We start from the raw sequence: 21,627 nt of genomic DNA, 5'->3' as shown, positions 1-21,627 counted from the left end.
CACTTGATGGGGACCGAAAGCTCTACAATGCTTGCGCCGTCAGCCCGTGCCATGAGGCGCGCAGCTTTCGTCGGGCTTGACCCAAACCGCCAGATCGCCCGTAGATTTCCACCCCGACGCAAGTGCTGTGGTCAGGTCATCACACCACTCGTACCCCACGAGCGGCAACCCACCGCCAAAACCCGCACAAAGTGCCGTGGCCGCCGGCCGTGCCTTTGTACCAAACAGGTTGGACAGGCCTACGCAATCCTCTGACAGATTGGCAATCACACCCGCGTCATAGCCTTGGGGCGCCTTACGCCCCCATAGGCTTACGTCTTCACGCGCCAAAATGGCATCGGGAAATTGGCGTTGATCCGCAGGGGAACTATCCCTCCACGCCACCTCCCACCGGGCAAGAGCGGCAGGGGTTGTGATCTGCTCCCATCCATGCGTCTCAGCACCCGCATCGGGGGGATGCCATAACCATGACGCGGAAATGAGCCTGCGCAAGGCGAGGTCAGACAAATCAAACTGACCGCTGGCATCTTTCACGCCAAAACCAGGGCGGTCCAGCAGCGGCGCAATCAACTGTGCAATCGGCGCGCCTTGAATCGCTGTGACCCAACTATGATACGGCGGTGGCGGGTCAATCGCCCGAAACCCATGCGCATCGCGCAGGTAACGTAGCCCGCGAATATCCCACATCATCGCATACCAATCGGCATTGTTCTGTGCGGCCATTACAGCGCGGGGATTAGTGATCGCCTTAATAGTCACGCTCAAAAAAAAGCCCGATCCCGGTTTCGCCGTCCTGATCAACACTGCCCTTGGCTGTGATTTCATCGGTCAGATCAAGGTTCAGGTTGACCTCTGTGCCGCCTTCGCTGGTGACCGTCACATCCGTATATATATTTTCACTCAGGTATTTGCCTGCACGCACGGCAGCAGTGCCTTCTTCATCGGTGGTGACGTCAAAATCATCTAGGCCGATGTTCGAGCGCAGATTGTCCAGCGCCCCACCGCCACGCCCAGCCAATGTGCTGATGGCCGAGGCAAGCTGGATCGCTTGCAAGGGGCTGATGCTTTGCAGGTCGCGACCAAAGATCAGTTGCGACAGCACCTCGTCCTGCGGCAATTCAGGAACCGACAGAAAACTCACCTCAGGCTCGCCCGCTGGCCCCTCAACAACAATACTGATCACGGTGCCAGTTTCGGTTTCCGTCGTCGCAACCAACCTGATGAACGGATCAAAATCACCCTGCAAAGCGGCCACGCCTTCGGTCAGTTGGAACCGCTGCTGCAAGATATCAATACGCCCCCGGACCAGCGCAAACCGCCCCACGGGGATCACATTATTCGTGGTACCGCCAATCGTCAGGCGGCCCCCCAATTCCGCGTCCAATCCGCGTCCCCGAATAAAGATACGCGACGGCGCGTTGATCACGATATCTAACGGATAGGCCGGGCCGCTGCTGCCGCCGTTGCCGCCGCTCTCGCGGCCGTCACCAAGCAACCCTGCACGGGCCAATGTCCGGCGCACATCGACGGGCGCGCCAACATGGGTAACCGCGGGCAGTTCACCCAAGGTGCTGATCGATGATGATGGCACCTGAATATCGGTCTGCCCAAGCTCCAGTCGCCCTCTGATCCGCGCCCCACCCTGCAAGGGTCCGTTCAGGGTAATGTCGCCTGACACCCGCGAAGAATATAGTTCCGGGTCCTGCAGCACGACATCGCGCAGCGCGACGGTCACCTCTGCCTGATTGGTACCGCTTAGCGCGATGGGGCCACTCACGGTTACTCTGCCGCCGCTTTCGACCCGCGTCGTCAGATCGATACGTGCCGTACCTCCGCCCAGCGCAATCTGCCCGCCGATATCCGTCAGAGCCTCGCCCAGATTTGGCGCGGCCAGACGTCCATTGGCAAAGGTGATCTGCCCGCTGAGGGATGACACATCCGCCGGACCATTCACACTGAGATCAAAGTTGGCGTTCCCGCTCAGCCTGCGCGGATCAATGGCAGTATTGGCCAGCGCCAAGGGTGCGCTGCCGTTCACATCAATATCCAGCGTGCCGTTCTGGCGATAATCACCCACAATCCGCGCGGCCAAACCGCCGGGACCAGTGCCATTGGCATCAATCCCCCAATTCCCCGCGTCATCCAGCGACGCACTACCGGTGGCGCGCACAGGGCCGCTGATCTGGTCGGTCAGCACGCCAACATCGCGCAAACTGGCGTTGAACCTGCCCTGCCCAATGCCAGCGTTGCCGTTCAGCGCCGCAACAATCGACACCTCGCGCGTGGAGACTTCCAAGGTGCGCAAGGACAACATTTCGTCTTCAAGCCCAATATTGGCGTTGATCCGGCCAGTGCCAGCCAATAGCGCATCAAGTGTCGGGTTACCGATACCAAGGTCTTCGCTGCGCAGGGTGACTTGGCTGTCAAAACGGGTCAGGTCGGGCAGAATGCGGCCAGAGGCCGTCAGATCGATACTGCCCTTGACCGGTTGTCCAATCATGCCCGCGTAGGTGGCAAGGCTGTCAACCTTAGCGGCCAGATCACCGACAACCTCATAGCCATTCGCGGGCGCGGCAACGACCGCATCTAGGCTCAGTTCCGTCCCCGGCCCAGCGATGTTCAGCACCGCGGCAGTCGCATCATCGGGCGCCGGTTCGGCGTTCAGGTTTAGCGTGATCGGCCCACTCAGGCTCGCATCCAGCAAGCTCGCGTCATTGATGCGAAACGACAGATCAGCACTGTTCGATCCTGCAAGGTTCACATCTGCTTGGCCCTGTAGGCGCATCTGGGGCGTGCGGACAAGGAGGTCCGACAAACGGTAGCTATCATTTGCTGGCCGCGCTATCGCCGCCTGAAAGCTGCCACGGCCCGCCAGCAGCGGATCGATCTTGGGTGTGCCAGTCACAAGGTTGCGGGTATCGCCGCTGATATCTGCATCAAACCGCAACCCATCGCTCAGCAAAACACCGCGGGCTTCCAGATTGACCGCTCCGGACAAAGGACGGTTGGTCAATGCGGCATAGCGGCTCAGATCTCGGATATCGGCAGCCAGATTGGCGTTGATCGTCTGGCCCACCTCAGCCGGATTGACTGTCCCGCTCGTCGAAAAACTGGTCGCTGGGCCATTGCCTGCAAGGTTAAATGCAATCGTGCCATCCGCGCGCTGGGCCACATCACCCGCAACGATTGCCGGGCCGGTCAGCTCTTGCACCACCAGCGATAAATCATTGAGTTGGGCAGATAACTCCGCCTCTGCCCCATCGCTTGTCAGTTCGGCTGAGGCCCGCAGATTGGCGGCATCCGTCCTGACCGACAGATCCTCCAACCGGGTGCCATCCGTGTCGCGCACAGCTGTGGCCGCAATGGTGCCCGTCCCGGCCAAAACACGGTCCGCCTCGGGAAAACCAATCGACAGATTGTCGGTGTCACCGGTCACAACGACATTGAACAACCCATCCAACGGCGTGGTGTCCAGTTGTACGTTGACGGCAGCGCCGCCGCCCAAGTTCTGACCAACAAAGGTGGAAAAGCGCGCCAGACCAGCGACATCAGCGTCCAATGTGGCAATTGTCCGAAATCCAGCATCAGGGCCCGCGATTGTTGCCCGCGCCTCGGCTTCAAGGCCTGCACCGCTTAGGGTAAAGCGGCCAATCTCGGTCTGCTCGCCCTCACCGCGCGATGCTTCAAACACACCGCCAATCGCGTCGCCAAAGGCCTGCGACGCACCGGCGTCATCCAGCGACAAGCCTTCCGCGCCATATTCCAACGTAGCAGTGAAAGCACCCACATCTGCACCTTCTCCGGGGCGCAAGACACCCCCGCCGGTCAGGCTGAGCGTTTCAATATCAAGCCCCGGACGCGCAAACCCTGCAATCCCGATATCAACCTGCCAATCCTCTGACCGGGTGGCATCATAAGCAACGGTCAGGTCCATGCCATCAACAAGGGTTTCTGGGCCGGACAGTGGCAAAAGCACCTTCTCACCACCCAAAGGGGTGATGCCTCCGCGCAGATCAATCAATTCCGGCCAGCCTTGGTTGCCGATCCGCAGGGCTCCAGTCAGGGCAACGCGCCCTGCATCCAAATTGAGCGCCGGGATATCGATACCGCCATCCGCGGTTTGGATCACCTCTGCCGACAGGCTGGCATCGGTACCAAAAAATCCCTGATACGCCGGCTCAAACAGCGGCGAAACATCACCGCCAACGTTCAGAGAAATCCGCTGCGCACCATTGGCATTCGCCAGTGCGAACTCTCCCGTCAGCCGGTCCTGCCCATCGGTGGCAATCGCAAGGGTCGCGGCGTAGTCATCAACGGGTGCATTGCCCTCAACCGACAAACGCACAGCCGGCCTACCCGGCAAATCGATGATGCGCGCGGCAATCCCGTCGGGGCCTTCCTCGAGGTTCAAAAGCAAGTCCAGCACGCGGGTCGCATTGGCGTAGGCGCCATTGAGTTCGAACACACCTGCCTTGGGGCCCAAACGCGTGGCGATGATGTTGGCAGCTCCTTCGCCCCCGCTTAGTTGGGCCGACCCGGTGAGTGACACGCTGATCTCTTCACCCAGGAACGCCTCGCCCAATGCAATTTCAGCGATGTTAAGCTGATCAAGCGATACGCTGACGGGCAGTTCTGGCAACGAAAAAGGTGCCGCTTCCGGGGCAGGTCCTGTGTCTTCGGAAATTGGCGGGCGGGCCACGATGATCCGCGCGGCGCTCAACTCTTGCACATCAATCGCACCACGCAAAAGCGCTCTGCGGTTCCATTCCAGCACAATGTCTTCGAGCGTTAGCCAGATCCCTTCGGCGTCGGAAATTGTCAGGCTCTGGATCGAGGCGGCGGAACTCAGCGCGCCTTCAAACCCCTGAATATTCACTTGGCTGCTGACGCTTGACAGGTTGTCTTCGATCAAGGTTGTCAGATAGCCCTTATCTTCGTCTTCCTGGCTTTGGGCCGCGGCCCAGACAGGTGCAAGGTTCAGGGTACATATGATCAAAAACCGCATCAAAACGCCTGCCCAATCCCGATATAAACCTGCAAATCCTCGCCCGCATCATCGCCACTGGCCTGCGTGCCCAAATCAAGACGAATGGGGCCGATTCCGGTGTTGTAGCGCAGACCCACGCCTGCGCCCGCATGCCAGTCGCCATCCTCGCCGGGGGTAGATCCGGCACTCACGTGGCCCACATCATAAAAGCCTACCAGCGAGATACTCTCGCGGACCAGAAAACGCGCCTCAAGCTGGGCACCGACAAAAGACGCGCCACCGCTGGTGACGATTTCGCCACCATCCAGACGTTCAACATCCAAGGACTGATATGGTTGGCCGCGCACGGTACCGCCGCCACCCGAATAAAACAGAAAGTCAGCAGGCGCCTCGGACAGGTTTGCCCCCAGAACGCTACCCATCTGGCCACGGGCCGCAAATGTCAGCCCGTCTTCTTCGCCCACGGAATAGTAACCGCGGATATCGCCATAAAGGCGCGCGCCGGTGATCTCGCCATCGATGCTGACAAAAGGTGTTGCAGTCAGGTCAATGTAGTAATCCTCTTTGGCATCTCCCGGCGCATCCCGCCGATCGAGCGTTGCATCAAGGGGCAGCGTGAAAAGCGTATATTGCCGGGTCTCTGCATCGGTTTCTTCGCGCGCGCGCAGCAGTCCAACACCAGCGCGCACGGTGAGGTCATCGCTTAGGATGCGGGAAAACCCGGTTTCTACCGCGATCTTATCAAGCAGGAACTCCGGCTCATCCTCGCGCGATACCCGACCGGTGAGAAAGTACTCTGTATCCGGTCCAAAAGTGGCCGGACGCGTGAATGTGCCGCCCAGCGAATAGTCGATACCACCCGTTTCACCCGAAATGCCTGAAACCTCCGCATCGACCCGCAGACGCTCTGCTCCGCCAAAGAAGTTTCGATGCAGCCAGAAACTCGAAACGGTCAGACCTTCGATCGAAGATAGCTCTAGCCCAAAACCAAAGCGGCGCGGCTTGGCATCAGACAGTTGCGCATTGATGGCTAGCGTATCGTCTGGGCCGATCTCATCGCTTTCGGTAAACGACACGCTGTCAAATGTGCCGGTGCGGCGCAAACGCCGCGCCGCCGCTGAGATCTCATCGGGGGAATAGACGGCACCTGCGGGCAGGCCTGCAATCTGTCGCACACGTGCATCGCTGACGGTCTTTGTTCCCGATACATTCAGGGGGCCAAAGCGCAGGCGCGGGCCGGGGGCCAGCGTGACGGACACATCCAACGCATTGGCCTCGTGCCGGGCGATGATCGACTGCTCTGTCACCGCGGCCTTGGCATAGCCCAAATCGCGCCAATCGCGCAGACTGTCCGACACGCCGTCACCAATGGTGCCAGACCGCGCCCTTTCTCCGGGCGCAAGTTCGACCGGCAGAACGCTTTGCGGTGCCAGCGGCGCGATATCAACCTGCCCAAACCGGAACCGCGGGCCCGGTGTGACAGCGATCACCACCTCGCCAATGACATCAGGTGCAGCGAGTGGTGCGATATTGGCCGCCTCTACACCATCCACAGTGATCGAAATGCTGCCCGAGTAATAGCCCGAGGCATAGAGCGCAGTCAGCAATCTGCGATAATCGGCACGGGCGGCAGCAATATAGTCCTGCGGGGCGGCATCTTCATCCAGATCGTGCAGAAGCGAGGCTTCCCTCAAGGCACTGCGGGCGGAATCGGAAACCAGCCTGACGTCTTGTGCCTGAACAGAAGATGCGCAGAAAATCGCGATTGCGCTAAGCTGTTTCAACATAAACGACTGACCCCTTCACTCTACTGCACGCAACAACATAATGCGTCACACAAGGTGTAGCCAACCGATAGGCCATTTGCCATTCACTTCACGGTCAGGGATGGTTTTACGCTGGGTCAAAGGGATTGGTTGGATATCGAACAGCAGCAAGGTACAGACCCTGCGGCGGGCTGACCGGCCCACAGGCAGATCGGTCCTTTGCGGCCAGCGCGGCACCGACATCATCTGGCGTCCATGCCCCCGCGCCGACACGTTCCAACGTGCCGACAAAGCTGCGCACCTGATTGTGCAGGAATGACCGCGCCCGGACATAAAAGCGGTATTCGGTACCCACGCTGCGTGGCACGACTTCGACCTGCAATTCATCAAGCGTTTTGACCGGGCTTTGCGCCTGACAAATCGAGGACCGAAAGGTGGTAAAGTCATGCTGACCGATCAGCTGGTCCGCCCCGGCCTGCATCGCGGCAGCATCAAGGGTGTGATTGACCCGCCATAGCTGCCCCGCCTCTGACGTCAGAGGCGCACGCCTTGCAATTAGCCGAAACAGATACTGCCGCTCAATCGCATCAAAGCGTGCGTGCCAATCGTCCGCCACCTGTGCGCAAGCCACAATGGCCACCGGATCAGGTTTCAGATGGAAATTCAGCGCCTCGGACAGGCGAAACGGATCCCAATCGCGTGCCAGGTCGCAATGGGCCACCTGCCCTTTGGCATGCACGCCTGCATCGGTACGCCCGGCGGCGGCAATTGTGTGTTCACCCGGTTCCAGCTTGGCCAATGCCGCCTCAATCGCGCCCTGCACCGAGGGCTGGTCACGCTGCCGCTGCCACCCTGCAAAGGGTGCGCCATGATATTCAACAAGAAGGGCAAAACGGGGCATCCGACCCGATTAGGGGGACGAACCGCCAAAATCAATCCCTACACATCGCGCCGCCGCGCCCCTATCTTCGGTCAAAGCACTGAAAGGACCCACATTGGTCATCGCCTCTATTGCCGATCAGATCACGCGCACCGTTGAAGGTGTCAGCGACACATTGAGCGCACCATTTAGCGATCCTGTGATCCGGCTTGGGGTGACAGGCCTGTCGCGGGCGGGCAAAACTGTGTTTATCACCTCGCTTGTGGCCAATCTGATGGACCGGGGCCGCATGCCCCAGCTTGAGGCAGCAGCGAATGGGGCCATCCGCACCGCCTATCTACAGCCGCAACCCGACGACACTGTGCCGCGTTTTCGCTATGAGGCGCATCTGGATAGCTTGACATCGGCCACACCAGAATGGCCCGGTGGCACGCGACGGATCAGCGAATTGCGTCTGTCGCTCAAGGTGCAGCCTAGCGGCCTGCTTGCGGGCATGTCGGGGCCGCGCACGGTGCATATCGATATTGTGGACTATCCCGGCGAATGGCTGTTGGACCTTGGTTTACTTGATCAGAGCTTTGCCGCATGGTCGCAGGCCGCCCTTGCCCGCGCCAAAGGGCGCCCGGGTGGCGAAGATTATGTGGCCCTTGTCGCCGGCGTCGATCCTACGGTCAAACTGGACGAACCCGCAGCGCAGGTGCTGGCAGAGCGTTTCACTGCGCATCTGCAAGAGGCACGCGAGGCGGGTTTTTCCGACTGTTCGCCGGGGAGGTTCCTGTTGCCGGGTGATTTGGCAGGATCGCCGGTGCTGACGTTTGCGCCCTTGCCCGATGGACGGTATCCGCGCGGGTCTTTGGGGCGGGAATTTGAACGGCGCTTCGAAAGCTACAAGCGCAACATTGTGCAACCTTTCTTTCGCAACCACTTTGCCAAAATTGACCGGCAGATCGTCTTGGTTGATGTGTTGGGGGCGATCCACGCAGGCCCTGCCGCGTTGGACGATCTGCGCGGCGCGATGGCGCGTATCCTTGGGGCGTTCCGACCGGGTCGCAACGCCTTCCTGTCGCGCATTTTTCAGGGACGGCGGGTGGAAAAGATTCTCTTTGCCGCAACAAAGGCCGACCATCTGCATCACAGCCAACACCCACAACTGACCACGATCACGCAGGCCCTGCTGCGCGAGGCCAAGGACCGGGCCGACTTCGCCGGAGCGCAGACCGGTGCCATGTCGATTGCAGCACTCCGCACGACGGTTGAACAAACCGTCGACCATCGCGATGGGCCGCTTAGTGTTGTGCGCGGGCGACTACTTGAGAACGGCAAGCAGGCGGCGTTCTATCCCGGCAAACTGCCCGATGATCCTGCACAGTTGCTGAGTGCTGCGCGCAATGGGTCCGATAGCTGGCTTGATGCGGACTATAGCGTGATGAATTTCGCCCCAGCAACGCTGACCCGGCGGCCCGGTGATGGACTGCCGCACATCCGGCTGGACAAGGCGGCACAGTTTCTGTTGGGGGATAAGCTATGACTAACGGACCGGTGCTGATCAACCTTGATGATCAAGAGCCAGCACGCCCCGAGATCGCACCAGCATTGATTGATGCGTCAGAGGGACCGCAAGGGGCCGCAATGCAGCAGGTTGCAGCCATTGCCGCACGCAAGCCATCGCGGCTGGCACGTTGGTTCTGGTCGCTTTTGCTGGCGCTTGTCGGGTTTGTCGTCTCGTTGGCTGCTTGGGACTACATCTCCGGGCTTCTGGCGCGGTCACCCATTCTGGGCGGGATCGCGACGGGGCTGATCGCGCTGTTGCTACTGGTCTTACTGGTGATGGGCCTGCGCGAGTTGGCGGCATTTGCGCGGTTGCGCAGGCTGGATGCCATCCAGCGCAAAGCCAGTGAAGCGCTAACCAGCAACACCTTGGGCACGGCGCGGGATGTGGTCACTTCACTAGTCGGTCTTTATGGCGACCGCGAGGACACATCGTGGGGCCGGGCAGAGCTGCAATCGCGTCAGGCCGATGTGCTGGATGCTGACGGGTTGCTGGGGCTTGCCGAAATGACGGTCCTCGCGCCGCTAGATGCCCGCGCCCAGCGCGAGGTCGAAGCGGCAGCGCGACAGGTCGCAACCGTAACCGCCATCGTCCCGCTTGCCCTTGCTGATCTTTTCACTGCGCTGACGGCAAATCTGCGCATGATCCGACGGATTGCCGAAATCTATGGCGGTCGGTCGGGCACCTTGGGAAGTTGGCGGTTGACGCGCAGCGTACTAACTCACCTGGTAGCAACCGGAGCAGTGGCGGTTGGAGATGATCTGATCGGGTCCGTAGCCGGTGGCGGTGTGCTGTCGAAAGTATCCCGGCGCTTCGGCGAAGGCGTTGTGAACGGAGCGTTGACGGCACGGGTTGGCGTCGCTGCGATCGAAGTCTGCCGCCCCCTACCTTTTCATGCCAGCAAACGCCCTTCGGTCAGCGGTTTGGTAGGCCGTGCGCTCAGCGGCTTGTTCGGGCGGAGTGGCAGCTAACCATGGTCCAGTGAGCTGCTTCCACTGCTGGGCAAACGAACTACAGCCGACAAGCCACCCAACACCTCAGAACGGCTCAGAAGGATATCGCCGCCATAGGCATTGATCAGGTCTGACGCGATAGCGAGGCCAAGGCCGGTGCCGGGTTTGGACACATCGAGCCGATGGCCACTGCGTGTGACCTGCGCAATCTCTTCTTGGGGGATACCTGGCCCATCGTCGGCAACCATGATTATGACGGAATTGTCGTCGCTACGCTTGGCAGTCAGAAGAACCCGGCCTTCAGACCATTTCAGCGCATTGTCGAGCAGATTTCCCATGACCTCCTCAAAGTCACTTTGATCCATGCGGACGCGCAAATCTGGCTCATAGTCCGCCGAAAACTCTTTCTCGGCGTTGCGTGCAAGAGCGGAAAAGGCGCGTTGCATGCGACCCAATGCAGCGTCCAGATCAGTAAACACACCCACAGCATTTTCGCCACCATCCGCACGCATACGGGCGAACGAACGTTTGAGTTGGGCATCCAAACGGTCAAGCGCCTCAAGCGCATCTTGCACCGGCATGCCCTTGTTTTCCAATGCACCCAATTCATTACGCATAATCGCCGATGGCGTTTTGATCGCATGGGCAAGGTCCGCCGCCTGCCTACGCGAGCGTCGAATGATATCGCGATTGCGGTCCATCAGACCGTTGATGTCTGTGACCAGTGGGGCGACCTCGACGGGGTAGCTTTCCACTTCCAATCCATTCTCACCCTCCCACCGAGCCGAGACATCTTTGCGCAGCGCATTTAGGGGCTGCAGGATCATGGCCACCTGCGCGAGGGCACCCAACACGCCAACAAAGGCAACGATGGCAAAGGCACTGAGAAGGGACTGACGCACAGCATCGAGTTCGGCCTCCAGTTGGTCCAGCGAGGACGCAACCTGGACATGCCAGCGCGACCCATCGTCCAATATGATCCATTGGGATATTCCGACAACCAGGTTGCCCGTTGGGCCGACATATTCAATCGAACGACGCTCTGTGCTTGAGCCTGTAGGCGCTGGCAAAGCAGCCTTGACCAGGGATGGCGACCTATAGACGGCACCTTCGGGTGACTGGATTTGCCAGTATTCGCCAGAAAATGGGCGCTGGTAGGCTGGATCACCAAGCGTGCGGCCCAATTTATCAGGTCTGTCCAGATAGCTCGCCGCTGCAACAATCGCCTGCGAGTGACGGTTTCGCAGCAAATCGGTGAACCGTGTCTGGGTCTGGGCGTTCATGAACGACCCCAAACCGGCAAGCGCCAGAACAATCGTCACCACTGCCAACAGGATACCGCCGGTAACAGCGCGTGTCCGCAGAGAGGTCATGCCACCGCTTTGATCACGTAGCCGCGGCCTCGGACGGTTTCGATCAGATCGCTGCCCAGCTTCTTGCGCAGCCGGTTCACAAACACCGCTATCGTGTTGGAAACGCGGTCGCCCTCGTATTGATAGATGTGTTGCGACAGCTCTGTCCGTGACACCAAGCGTCCGGCATTGTGAAAGAGATAAGACAGCACTGCAATTTCCTGAGCGGTCAAGTTGATAGGAACATTATTGACCATAACCTGATTTGTGCGGCTATCAAAGCTGACCTCATTACGCGAAAAGACGGGATTGGCCTTGCCAGCCTTGCGCCGGATCATTGCGCGCACACGGGCTGACAGTTCAGCCATGTGAAACGGCTTGGTGACATAATCATCGGCACCAGCATCCAGACCATCAACGCGGTCGGTCCAGTCGTTGCGCGCTGTCAAAATAAGAATTGGCGTATCATTCCCACCGGCCCGCAGGTTCTTAAGCACCGTGATTCCGTCACGGATCGGCAATCCCAGATCCAAGACAATCACGTCATAGGGTTCTGTTTCGCCCAAAAACTGAGCCTCGGCCCCATCTACGGCCAAATCCACAGCCAGTCCTTCGGTGGACAGGACTGATTTGATTTGATTTGCGAGCATTGGCTCGTCTTCAGCAAGTAAAATACGCATAAAATTCTCGTAGCCCTGCCAAATGGCAGAAATTTGGCGATTGTGAGACGCTTGTTGCCGTTCTTCGTCCTGCTCAAAATTTGATTCGTTGCACAAGTATGGCGGGAAACCACAGACACCACCTCAAATAAGAGTTGCGCATCCATTTCGCGACCGCTGTTCAAACAAATATGCACAGCAAAGTGCGCCACATCCTTGGAGAATACTGATCAGATCATGGTAAAACAATATCAGCGCTCGGTGCTGAGGGTCAGGCGTAGACTCTGGATGCTTTGGCCAGCGCGGTATTGCTCAGCCTGCCGACGAGTTCATCAACATTTGGAAAGCGGGCGCTGTGCGTGGCGCGATGAAAGCGCAGGCCCTCAACAAGGTCTGGTTTGCCTGCGCTTTCATCGGCCTGGGCCTGAGTGTAGTGAAACTGATTCATATCGACGAAGGCGTTTCGTGAGTGGTGTTTCGTCATCGGGTCAATATGTGCGCCTTGCGCGGGTTTCGGCTCCAACACGGAGAACATGGCAATGCAATTGTGAACATGGACGGAACTAGATGTTAATTTTCAGTTCACTTGATCCACAAAAAATCGGGAGCGGCCTATATGGGTGAATATTTTGCAGTTAATTTCAACAGCTTAATGTCTTTGCCGTTCGCAAAGAAAACTCCAAAAGAATAATAATAACATGAAGTTACCTGACGTCATTAAACCAAAAAACCAAAGAGGATGTGAAAAACTGATGGCGAAATACCGAAACGAATCGTTTTGACTAGTTGCGTTCATTGACAGTCTGGCGGCCCTTGCCCAGTCTTTTGCTGTCATGCTCGTCAAATATCCCACATTTGCTGAAACCCGATCCCGTTTCGGATGGGACGTTCCGCAGGCGTACAATATCGGCGTCGATATCTGTGACAAGCATGCGGACAGTACACCTCAGAAACTTGCCATCATCGATGTCGCGGCCGATGGCCAATCGGTGGACTACAGCTTTGGCGCTTTGCGTGACATGTCCAATCAGCTGGCCAATGCGCTGACGCAAATTTGCGATAGGGGTGACAGGATCGCGGTCCTGCTTCCGCAGTGTGTTGAAACGGCTGTGGCCCATATCGCGATCACTAAGATGGGCTGCATCGCGCTGCCACTGTTCACACTTTTCGGCCCTGATGCGCTGCATCATCGGTTGAAAGACGCCGGTGCGCGGGTGGTCATCACAAATGCAGATGGGGCGAAAGTGCTGGCAGCGCTAAATCTGACCCTCCCTGCACTTAACCAAGTCCTCTGCATTGACGGTGCGCAGCATGGTGCCGTTGACTATCGCAACCTCTGTGCAACCCAACCGACCACCTTCAATCCGGCACAAACCGATGCCGATGATCCGGCGGTTCTGATCTACACTTCCGGCACTACCGGCGCTCCCAAAGGGGCGTTGCATGCGCACCGCGTGCTGTTGGGGCATCTGCCGGGTGTGGAGATGAGCCATGATTTCTTTCCTCAACCCGGTGACAAGATATGGACGCCCGCAGATTGGGCGTGGATCGGCGGGTTGCTCGATGTGCTGATGCCTGCACTGCATCATGGTGTTCCGGTGGTGGCCTGTCGGTTTACTAAATTCACGGCCAAGGCAGCCTTCGATCTGATCCGCAAATGCGGCATCCGCAACGCCTTCCTGCCGCCCACCGCGTTAAAGCTGATGCGGCTTGATACGCCCACCAACCCTGTCCCGATGCGATCGGTCGCCAGTGGCGGCGAAACGCTTGGCAAGGAACTCATCGCCTGGGGCCATGACGTTTTCGGCACGACAATCAACGAATTCTACGGGCAAACGGAATGCAACATGATCGTATCGTCCTGTGCGGCCCTCGCACCGGCAGAGCCGGGCGTGATGGGGTTTGGCGTCCCTGGGCATGTGGTCGAGGTCATTGATGATGACAACCGTGCGTTCTGTACCGTTGATGAGGAAGGCAGCATCGCTGTGCGCGCACCGGACCCTGTGATGTTTCTGGGCTATTGGAACAACCCCGAGGCCACACAGGAAAAGTTCGTCACGGTCGATGGTCATGACTGGCTGCTGACCGGCGACAAAGGCTGCAAGACGCCAAGCGGGCGTATCCGCTTTATCGGACGCGATGATGACATCATCAGCTCTGGTGGCTATCGCATTGGCCCGGCTGAGATCGAGGATTGCCTGCTAACACATCCAGCCGTGCAACTGGCCGGTGTCGTGGGCAAACCCGATCCTGTCCGGGGCACAATCGTCGCTGCCTATATTCAACTCGCCGCAGGACATGCGCCAAGCGACAGGCTTGCCAATGACATCGCAGCGCACGTCAAGACACGACTTGCCGCTTATGAATTCCCGCGCGTTGTGCGTTTCATCAAAGATATGCCGATGACGACAACGAGCAAGATCATCCGCGCAAACCTGCGCGCCCGTGCCGAGAACGAAGCCCCGGATGAGCAATGAAACCGTTCTTTAGGCAGCATAGGATGGGGTCGCCACCAGCACCCTGAACAGCGCAAACTGGTGTGGCGGAGAACGCAAACCAGCGGCCGAAAACCGAAGTCTGTGCGTTATGGCACTGACTTGGTCTTCGGAATGGCGCGTAGTGGAATGACCACTCAATCAGCCAAAGGCACACTGGATATGGAATCGTTGATCGGTCAGATCATCATGTTCGGCGGGAACTTTGCCCCTCGGGGCTGGGCCTTTTGTGATGGGCAGGCTTTGGCCATTGCCGATCACGAGGCGCTTTATGCGATATTGGGCACAACATATGGCGGCGATGGGCGCACGACATTCTGCTTGCCTGATCTGAGGGGGCGTGTGCCGATGCACGCTGGCCATGCGCCTGATTTGTCACCTCGCGGTTTGGGGCAGAAACTGGGTGCGGAAAATGTGGCCCTGTCTGCGAAACAGCTTCCTGAACACCGCCACGAGCTTTTGGTATCAGAGGCCGAGCCCGACGGCACAGAACCGGAGCGCGCAGCGCTGGGCAAGGCCAATATCTATGTGAATGCCGCCAGCGGCACCCATGTGCAAAAAAGCGAACCAACAACACCGCTTAACAGCAAGACCGTTGGTCTGACCGGCGGCAGCGCTCCGCATGAGAACATGCAGCCATCGCTCTGCATCAACTACATCATTGCTGTGCAGGGTGCGTTCCCGGCCCGCGGTTAACAGAATCTGAAAAGTTACGGCATCTGTGTCCAAACACACATTGCGCGGGATCGCGCGCAGCTAATGTTGCTCGTGGCGCTGATGCGCCAATCCTTCTCCCGAGGCGAACCAATGTCGAAATTTGAGACAATCATCCCATCCCGTAGTGACCTGGACTGGTGCTGGTATTTGCGCAAGCAAGGCCGGATCGGTGAGGCACTGGAAAGAACTCTCCATGATATTGGCGTCATGCAGCCGGGGGGCTGGGCGCAGTGGCGCAACAGCACCATGACCGACACTGGTTCCCCGGTTGAAATGATCTTTTCCGCCCATGGCACATGTTTGTCACTGCGCACAGAAGTGGACGATCCGGCAAGCGATCCACACGGGCGCGTGGCCAAGGTCTGCGATTTCATCAAGACGCTGGGCCACACGCCACCACCTGCCGCCCTGCGCGAGGTGATTGGCGCGGCACAGGGGGATGCTGATCTGCGCTTTGGCGCATGGCTTGGCCTGGACAAATGCGATGAACACGAATCTGCAACGCTTTATGCGGAATTCCCTGGCACGGCAGCAGACCTGACTGGGCTTGTGTCCTCGCCTAAGGTCAATGCCTGCCTTAGGGAACTTGGCACCGATGCGACCATCCAAATGCTGTCGTTCAACGCCAGCACCCGTCAGATCACACTGTTTTGCGAAACCACGCTTGATCCACATGCGGTCGTGCCAAAACTGGCGGACGTCGCTGGCGTATCCGCCACGCCACTGTTGAGCACCATCAACCAGATGCGGGAAGTTGGTTCACCAAGGCTGGGCAAGCTTGGCTTTAGCTTCACAATGCAGGACGACGGCACAGCGCCGCTGCTGTCATTGCAGCTGTCCTCCAAAGATATCTTTGCAACCGATGGCATCATCGGGCCTATCGTGCGCGACTATGCAGGCGATCACTTAGCGGCATATCGTGGCTTGGCAGATATGCTCTGGCCGGCGCCCAACGGGCAAATGCACCACGGCGATATCGGCCTACAGGCACTTGGCAACGACATACCATTGTTGTCAGTCGGTGTTGCAGCCCCTTGGGCCTGTCCACTTTCTCCGATATAATTTCAACAATCTTTTCAGTTCCTTATCACAGCCTCATTCGTGAACAATTTTTGACAATTTTTATACTCAGAGTCTCGTCGAGTATAATATTTCAATTGTTGCAAGAGCGATCGGGAGAAGTGAATTGTCTGGAAAGAAGAAAATTGCCGTCATTGGCGGCGGTGTTGGTGCAATTACTGCGGCCTATGCCATCACACAGCAGCCAAACTGGCAGGACGAGTATGAGATCACTCTTTATCAACTAGGCTGGCGCCTAGGTGGCAAGGGGGCCAGCGGGCGCAACATGAAGCACGCCGGCCGGATCGAAGAACATGGTCTGCACATCTGGGCGGGCTTCTATGAAAACGGCTTCCGGCTGATGCGCGACTGCTATGACCAGTTGAACGCCACGGGCCTGCGTAGTCCTGATGCACCGCTGGGCACTTTGGACAAAGCCTTTACCGGGTTGAACCGCTTTCTGCTCGCCGAAGAGGTTGAAAAGGATGGGGTGAAGGAAATTCATCCGTGGTTCCTGGAGTTCGAGCCCAATGACAATAAACCCGGCACGGGCGGAGTGCTGCCCACGCCATTTGCCTATTTCCAGATGGCGGTCGAAACCATCGCTAACTTCATCGAGAAGATACTCGAAGAGCTAGGCAAGGACGTTCCGCACACGTTGCCGCCGAAATTCGCTGGCCCAATGCGAGCGGCAAAGCTCGACCTGAAGAAGGCGTCTCCGCTGCACCACCTTCGCGACTACGCAAAATCACTGTCTGACAACGCATTCGACCATACAGACAGCCAAACCCAAACCCTTGCTGCGCTGACCGGGCACGCGCAGAACTGGTTCAACGAAGAAGCCTTCCCCGAAGGTATGTTGTCCGACGAAGCACGGCGGTTGAAATACCTTGTCAGCCTCTCAATGGCTTTCTTCAAAGGCACCATCGACAACGGATTGTTCCGCGATGGCTTTGACGCGATTGACGATTGGGAGATCAGCGAATGGTTGCTGCACTATGGTGCCAGCCAGGAAGCGGTTTACTCTGCCGTGTTCCGTGGCTGCTATGACTATGTCTTCGGCTATCCTGCTGGCGTCACAGATCACCGCAGCGTCGGCGCGGGCACGGCCATTCGCGGGCTGCTGCGCCTTGCATTCACCTACAAGGGGTCGCTGTTTTTCAAGATGATGGCGGGCATGGGCGACACCATCTTTGGGCCCTACTATCAGATGCTCAAGCACCGTGGCGTGAAGTTCAAATTCTTCAACGCAGCCACCCATTTGGCGCTGGACGAAACCAAAACCTACATCGACCGCATCGATATGGTCGAACAGGCCGCGCTGAAAAAAGAGCACGAAGAGTATCACCCCTTCGTCACCGTCAAAGACCTGCCCTGCTGGCCGTCAGAACCGCATTGGGACCAATTGATCGACGGCAAGAAGTTGGAAAAAGATGGCGTTGATTTTGAATGTGAAAAAGAGGCCCCCAAGGGGCGTAAATACGCATTGAAGAAAGGTGAGGATTTCGACGAAGTCATCCTTGGTGCCTCTCTCGGCTCAATGCCTTATATGGCCAGTGAGTTGGTCGCCGCAAGCAACCGCTGGAAGATGATGATGGAAAAGGTCGGCACCGTAGCGACCCATGCCGCACAGTTCTGGGTGGACAAGACCGCCGCCGAAATGGGCTGGAACGATCTGGTGGCTAAGCACAACATCGGCGATATTCCTGCCGATCTGAAAACCGTGATCACCGGTTTTGTCGAGCCACTTGATACTTGGGCAGATATGTCTGACCTGATCGTGCGCGAAGACTGGGCCGATCCCGGCCCCAAATCCATCGCCTATTTCTGTAGCCCTGCGCATGACGCAGGCGTCGACACTGTCCCCTTCGTGGATCAGGTTAAGGATTGGGCTAACAATGATCTGGTCAAGATGTGGCCGGGAGCCAAGAAGGCAGGCAAATTCGATATGTCCCTGCTACACGCCCAAGGCGCTAAAACTGGACCCGAGAAATTCAAAGCACAGTATTTCCGCGAAAATTTCTATGGCTCCGAGCGCTATGTCCTGTCAGTTCCGGGATCGGTCAAATACCGTCTGCCTGCTGATGGCACAGGGTTTGAAAACCTCTATATCGCCGGTGACTGGACACGCTGCGGCATCAACGCAGGCTGCGTTGAGGCGGCAACAATCTCGGGCCTTTCCGCGGCACGTGGTTTGACCGGGGCCGATATCGAAATCGTCGGCGAAGGTGACATCGCCCCCGACGCAGGCCCAACGGATGCCGCCAAACTGCAAAGCCCTTACGCGCAGAATGCCAACTGGCCGCTGACGCCGTTCTTTGGCGTGGGTGAGCTGGACGGCTTCTTTAGCTTCCACGCGGTTGACGCGAAGGAGCTTGAAAAATGCCTACCCGAAGGCATGACCCTGCACCCACAGGCGATCACAAAGGATGGCAAACACCCGGTCTCTATTCTGGCTAACCAACAGATGGGCGTGCGCCCGACCATCATGCCAAAGCTGTTCGGGTTCCGGAATTATTACGAAGCGATTGTCGCCATTAACTATGTGCAGGTCGAAGGCCATGACGGGGCCTACGCCTATCTGCCGAACCTTTATCTCAACAGCAAACTGCCGCAACTCGCCGGCATTTGGGGCTATGGCTACAACAAACGGATGGGCCAACTGAGCATGGGCAACCGGCATTATTCGGTGAAATCACCCTCCGGTTCGCCGATCTGGTCCGGCACCTATGCACAGCGTGATATGGCGCGACCCATGACAGACTATGCGACGCTAGGCGCGGTGGACCGACTGGCCAATCAAGTTGTCGTGACCAAAAACAAGTTTGGCAGATGGCAATTCTCCAACCTTGATTTCGGTCTGACGGCTGCACATGGCGCTGGTATTCATGCACAAATCGACGTCGAAGACGCCACGTTGGCCGATTTACCAGCTGGCAAAATGGTCGCGCAGCCACTTCGATTGAACAACCCGGCGGCCTCGGAAGGGCACGAATTACCCGGCGCTTTCCGCATCTGGACAAGCTGGACACTCTCCAACCCTTTCGATAGCGGTCGCATTGCACGCTTGGAAGCTGAGAAAACACGCATATAGTGGCTTTCGGGAAGTGTTAGGGGAAGTAAATGAGTGAGCCAGCAGGCGCCACCGCCACAAAAGGCCGGGGCGAGCGCAAGCAGATTACGGCTGTTTTTCTGGACGTCGTGGGTTTTAGCGACATGGCCAGTACCGCAGATGCAGAAGATCTCCAGTTTTGGCTGGAGGACTTTTATGCGCAATGTGATGCCGTCATTCGTGACCATGACGGCGAAGTGACCGAATATCTGGGCGACGGTGTTGTCGCCCTTTTCGGGCTTTCCCGCGCGGATGAGCTATCTGCCTCCAAGGCGGTTACGGCCGCCCTTGACGCAATTGCAAAAATCGACGCCAGCGCCAACCCAGACAGCAAAATCAAGCTGCGCATCGGCGTGGCCACAGGTGAGGTTGCCGTGCGCGCCGAAACCGGCAGAGACAACCTGCCGCGGGCAACCGGGATGGTCACAACCCTTGCCCAGCGCATTCAGGAGAAAGCCACACCCGGCACCGTGATGATCGCGGAAAGCACGCGCAATCTGTTGCGTGGCGGCATAGCTTTGGAAGAATTCTCTGGTGAGATGCTCAAAGGTTTTGCCGAGGCGCAAACACTCTTTCGGCCATTGCCCGCAACACCCGCTGCCAATCAAAACCAATCCGGTATCTTTGTCGGACGTCAGGCCGAACAGGACCGAATCGCTGCCAGCGATGATCCCTGTCTGCTGATCGGTCAGGCGGGTATCGGAAAATCCGCACTTGTGCGGCATATCGGACGCGGCGAAAAAGATCAGGCGCAATTCGCGGCTGACGGCGTGCATATCCGCGCCAGTTATCAACCGTTCACCCAATGGCTCATGCAGAAAACCGGGACGGCCTTGCCTGAATACAGCGATCTGGAGCGGTGCTTTGGGTCTCTTTCAAGTGAAACGATACAAGCCCTTGCTCTCGCACTTGGCCTGCCCGAAGGGCAACGTCTGCTGACGGAAAAGTCCAATGTCGCGCTGAAATCACTGATCGAGGACAGCCTGTGGCAGGCTATTCAATCTGTGCTGCCGCAAGGGTTGATGATCTTCGAAGACCTGCACTGGCTTGATAACGCGAGTTTTGGCGTGCTGGTCCATATCCTGCAAAGCGATGCCTCAAAAGCCTACCAGATCCTCATGACCAGCCGCGAGGACACAAAAATCGGCAAATACCTTGGGGCCTTGCCGATCACGATGATCCCGCTGGACGCGTTGAACAATGCAGAGGCGCGGGTCATGCTGGACGCGTTATCAATAGACGAGGCCGACGCAGACGAGCGGGCCGAGTTGATTGCCAAAGCAGCCGGTGTTCCTCTGTTTCTTGAACAATTGTCAAAGCGCAAACCAACGGCAGCGGACCAATCGTCGACCATTCCCGGCTCATTGATGGATTTGCTTGCCGACCAGATCGACGCGACAGGCCCCTCAAAACCTGTACTGCAATGCGCAGCTGTCATCGGACGTAAGTTTGACGCGGAGATGCTTGATGCCATTGCAGGGGACGCGGGCCCGCTTGAACCGCATCTGGAAAAGGCCCGCGCGCAGGGCGTACTGCAAAAGGATGACCAGGCAAGTTGGAGCTTTGCACACGCGCTTTTGCATCAGGCCGCCTATCAAGGCATGCTGCGCAGCACGCGCATCGACTATCACAGTCAGCTGGCCGCGCATCTGCAAGAGCATCACGCAGACGCGGTACACCGGAACCCAGCACTTCTGACCGACCACCTGCGGTTGGCCCAGCAGCATATTCCGGCTATTCAAAACTATCTTGCCGTCAGTCAATGGGCCCTGTTCCAGGGTGCCATGGAAGACGCCGAGGCGCACATCCTTGCAGCGATCACTCTCTGCGCGGAAGCCCCTAAAGACGTCGATGTGCGCGCGCTTGAAATCGCTTGCCATACCGCGCTTGGGTCGATCCGCATGCAAACGCTTGGCTTTACAGCCCAACCCGTGCGGGATGCCTTTGATGAGGTGCGCAAACTGGCCGCACGGCAAAACGACTATTCCGTTGCCAACGGCCCGGCATTTTATGGCAGCTTTACCCACGCAATCGTGTCCGGCGACAAGGCAGGCGCGGATGAGTTCAGCGCCCTACTGCGCSWGTCTCTTATACACCT

Annotated in this window: 14 protein-coding genes; 7 read left to right on the top strand and 7 right to left on the bottom strand. The window is 58.0% G+C overall.

Annotated features, from left to right (window positions below; translation table 11 throughout):
- Nucleotides 1-39 precede the first annotated feature (39 nt).
- From DHN10_RS03715 to truA, 4 genes are all read right to left on the bottom strand, one after another.
- Nucleotides 40-723 (bottom strand): hypothetical protein, encoded by a 684-nt coding sequence (locus DHN10_RS03715; RefSeq protein WP_108813935.1) that lies wholly within the window; start codon nt 721-723, stop codon nt 40-42.
- Nucleotides 724-748: 25 nt separating this feature from the next.
- Entirely contained in the window at nt 749-5,005 is a 4,257-nt protein-coding gene (locus DHN10_RS03710; RefSeq protein ID WP_199910628.1) for a translocation/assembly module TamB domain-containing protein, read from the bottom strand.
- Entirely contained in the window at nt 5,005-6,774 is a 1,770-nt protein-coding gene (locus DHN10_RS03705) for an autotransporter assembly complex protein TamA (RefSeq protein WP_108813934.1), read from the bottom strand. The genes DHN10_RS03710 and DHN10_RS03705 overlap by 1 nt, the downstream gene beginning before the upstream one ends.
- 106 nt (nt 6,775-6,880) lie before the next feature.
- Nucleotides 6,881-7,654 carry a tRNA pseudouridine(38-40) synthase TruA gene (gene truA, locus DHN10_RS03700; RefSeq protein WP_108813933.1) on the bottom strand — a complete coding sequence of 258 codons (774 nt, stop codon included), beginning with the start codon at nt 7,652-7,654 and terminating at the stop codon, nt 6,881-6,883.
- A gap of 94 nt (nt 7,655-7,748) precedes the next feature.
- Between truA and DHN10_RS03695 the strand changes: the two genes are divergently transcribed.
- Together DHN10_RS03695 and DHN10_RS03690 are read left to right on the top strand one after the other, a co-directional pair.
- Nucleotides 7,749-9,161, top strand: coding sequence for a YcjX family protein (locus tag DHN10_RS03695; RefSeq protein WP_108813932.1), 1,413 nt, complete (start codon nt 7,749-7,751; stop codon nt 9,159-9,161).
- Nucleotides 9,158-10,153, top strand: coding sequence for a YcjF family protein (locus tag DHN10_RS03690; RefSeq protein ID WP_108813931.1), 996 nt, complete (start codon nt 9,158-9,160; stop codon nt 10,151-10,153). The genes DHN10_RS03695 and DHN10_RS03690 overlap by 4 nt, the downstream gene beginning before the upstream one ends.
- Here the strand turns inward: DHN10_RS03690 and DHN10_RS03685 are convergent.
- The 3 genes from DHN10_RS03685 to DHN10_RS03675 form a co-directional block, all read right to left on the bottom strand.
- The gene (locus tag DHN10_RS03685; protein ID WP_108813930.1) at nt 10,150-11,508 is read right to left on the bottom strand and encodes an ATP-binding protein; all 1,359 of its coding nucleotides are present in this window, start codon (nt 11,506-11,508) and stop codon (nt 10,150-10,152) included. The genes DHN10_RS03690 and DHN10_RS03685 overlap by 4 nt on opposite strands.
- Nucleotides 11,505-12,167 (bottom strand): response regulator transcription factor, encoded by a 663-nt coding sequence (locus tag DHN10_RS03680; protein ID WP_108814482.1) that lies wholly within the window; start codon nt 12,165-12,167, stop codon nt 11,505-11,507. The genes DHN10_RS03685 and DHN10_RS03680 overlap by 4 nt, the downstream gene beginning before the upstream one ends.
- A gap of 250 nt (nt 12,168-12,417) precedes the next feature.
- Nucleotides 12,418-12,669: a hypothetical protein gene (locus DHN10_RS03675; RefSeq protein ID WP_234416990.1), complete on the bottom strand. Its 252-nt coding sequence runs from the start codon at nt 12,667-12,669 to the stop codon at nt 12,418-12,420.
- 310 nt (nt 12,670-12,979) lie between these two features.
- Between DHN10_RS03675 and DHN10_RS03670 the strand changes: the two genes are divergently transcribed.
- The 5 genes from DHN10_RS03670 to DHN10_RS03650 all read left to right on the top strand — a co-directional run.
- Nucleotides 12,980-14,623, top strand: a complete 1,644-nt coding sequence (locus tag DHN10_RS03670) for an AMP-binding protein (RefSeq protein WP_108813928.1) — start codon at nt 12,980-12,982, stop codon at nt 14,621-14,623.
- A 147-nt stretch (nt 14,624-14,770) separates the two neighbouring features.
- On the top strand, nt 14,771-15,337 hold the full coding sequence (locus DHN10_RS03665; protein WP_234416988.1) for a phage tail protein: 567 nt from the start codon (nt 14,771-14,773) through the stop codon (nt 15,335-15,337).
- A 111-nt stretch (nt 15,338-15,448) separates the two neighbouring features.
- Nucleotides 15,449-16,420: a hypothetical protein gene (locus DHN10_RS03660; RefSeq protein WP_159086902.1), complete on the top strand. Its 972-nt coding sequence runs from the start codon at nt 15,449-15,451 to the stop codon at nt 16,418-16,420.
- A 124-nt stretch (nt 16,421-16,544) separates the two neighbouring features.
- Nucleotides 16,545-19,511 (top strand): NAD(P)-binding protein, encoded by a 2,967-nt coding sequence (locus DHN10_RS03655; RefSeq protein ID WP_159086901.1) that lies wholly within the window; start codon nt 16,545-16,547, stop codon nt 19,509-19,511.
- Nucleotides 19,512-19,540: 29 nt separating this feature from the next.
- Nucleotides 19,541-21,627 (top strand): ATP-binding protein (locus DHN10_RS03650; protein ID WP_159086900.1); only part of this gene is annotated, 2,087 nt, incomplete at its 3' end.

The sequence above is a fragment of the Loktanella sp. Alg231-35 genome (assembly GCF_900143545.1).
Taxonomy (GTDB): domain Bacteria; phylum Pseudomonadota; class Alphaproteobacteria; order Rhodobacterales; family Rhodobacteraceae; genus Yoonia.
The sequence above is the reverse complement of the archived record's forward strand: the minus strand, read 5'-3'. Positions and strand labels throughout refer to the sequence as shown.

Excerpts from the sequence above, each read along its gene's own strand:
- DHN10_RS03715 (WP_108813935.1), bottom strand. The coding sequence starts at position 723 with ATGGCCGCACAGAACAATGCCGATTGGTATGCGATGATGTGGGATATT.
- DHN10_RS03710 (WP_199910628.1), bottom strand. The coding sequence starts at position 5,005 with ATGCGGTTTTTGATCATATGTACCCTGAACCTTGCACCTGTCTGGGCC.
- DHN10_RS03705 (WP_108813934.1), bottom strand. The coding sequence starts at position 6,774 with ATGTTGAAACAGCTTAGCGCAATCGCGATTTTCTGCGCATCTTCTGTT.
- truA (WP_108813933.1), bottom strand. The coding sequence starts at position 7,654 with ATGCCCCGTTTTGCCCTTCTTGTTGAATATCATGGCGCACCCTTTGCA.
- DHN10_RS03690 (WP_108813931.1), top strand. The coding sequence starts at position 9,158 with ATGACTAACGGACCGGTGCTGATCAACCTTGATGATCAAGAGCCAGCA.
- DHN10_RS03685 (WP_108813930.1), bottom strand. The coding sequence starts at position 11,508 with ATGACCTCTCTGCGGACACGCGCTGTTACCGGCGGTATCCTGTTGGCA.
- DHN10_RS03680 (WP_108814482.1), bottom strand. The coding sequence starts at position 12,167 with ATGCGTATTTTACTTGCTGAAGACGAGCCAATGCTCGCAAATCAAATC.
- DHN10_RS03670 (WP_108813928.1), top strand. The coding sequence starts at position 12,980 with ATGCTCGTCAAATATCCCACATTTGCTGAAACCCGATCCCGTTTCGGA.
- DHN10_RS03665 (WP_234416988.1), top strand. The coding sequence starts at position 14,771 with ATGACCACTCAATCAGCCAAAGGCACACTGGATATGGAATCGTTGATC.
- DHN10_RS03660 (WP_159086902.1), top strand. The coding sequence starts at position 15,449 with ATGTCGAAATTTGAGACAATCATCCCATCCCGTAGTGACCTGGACTGG.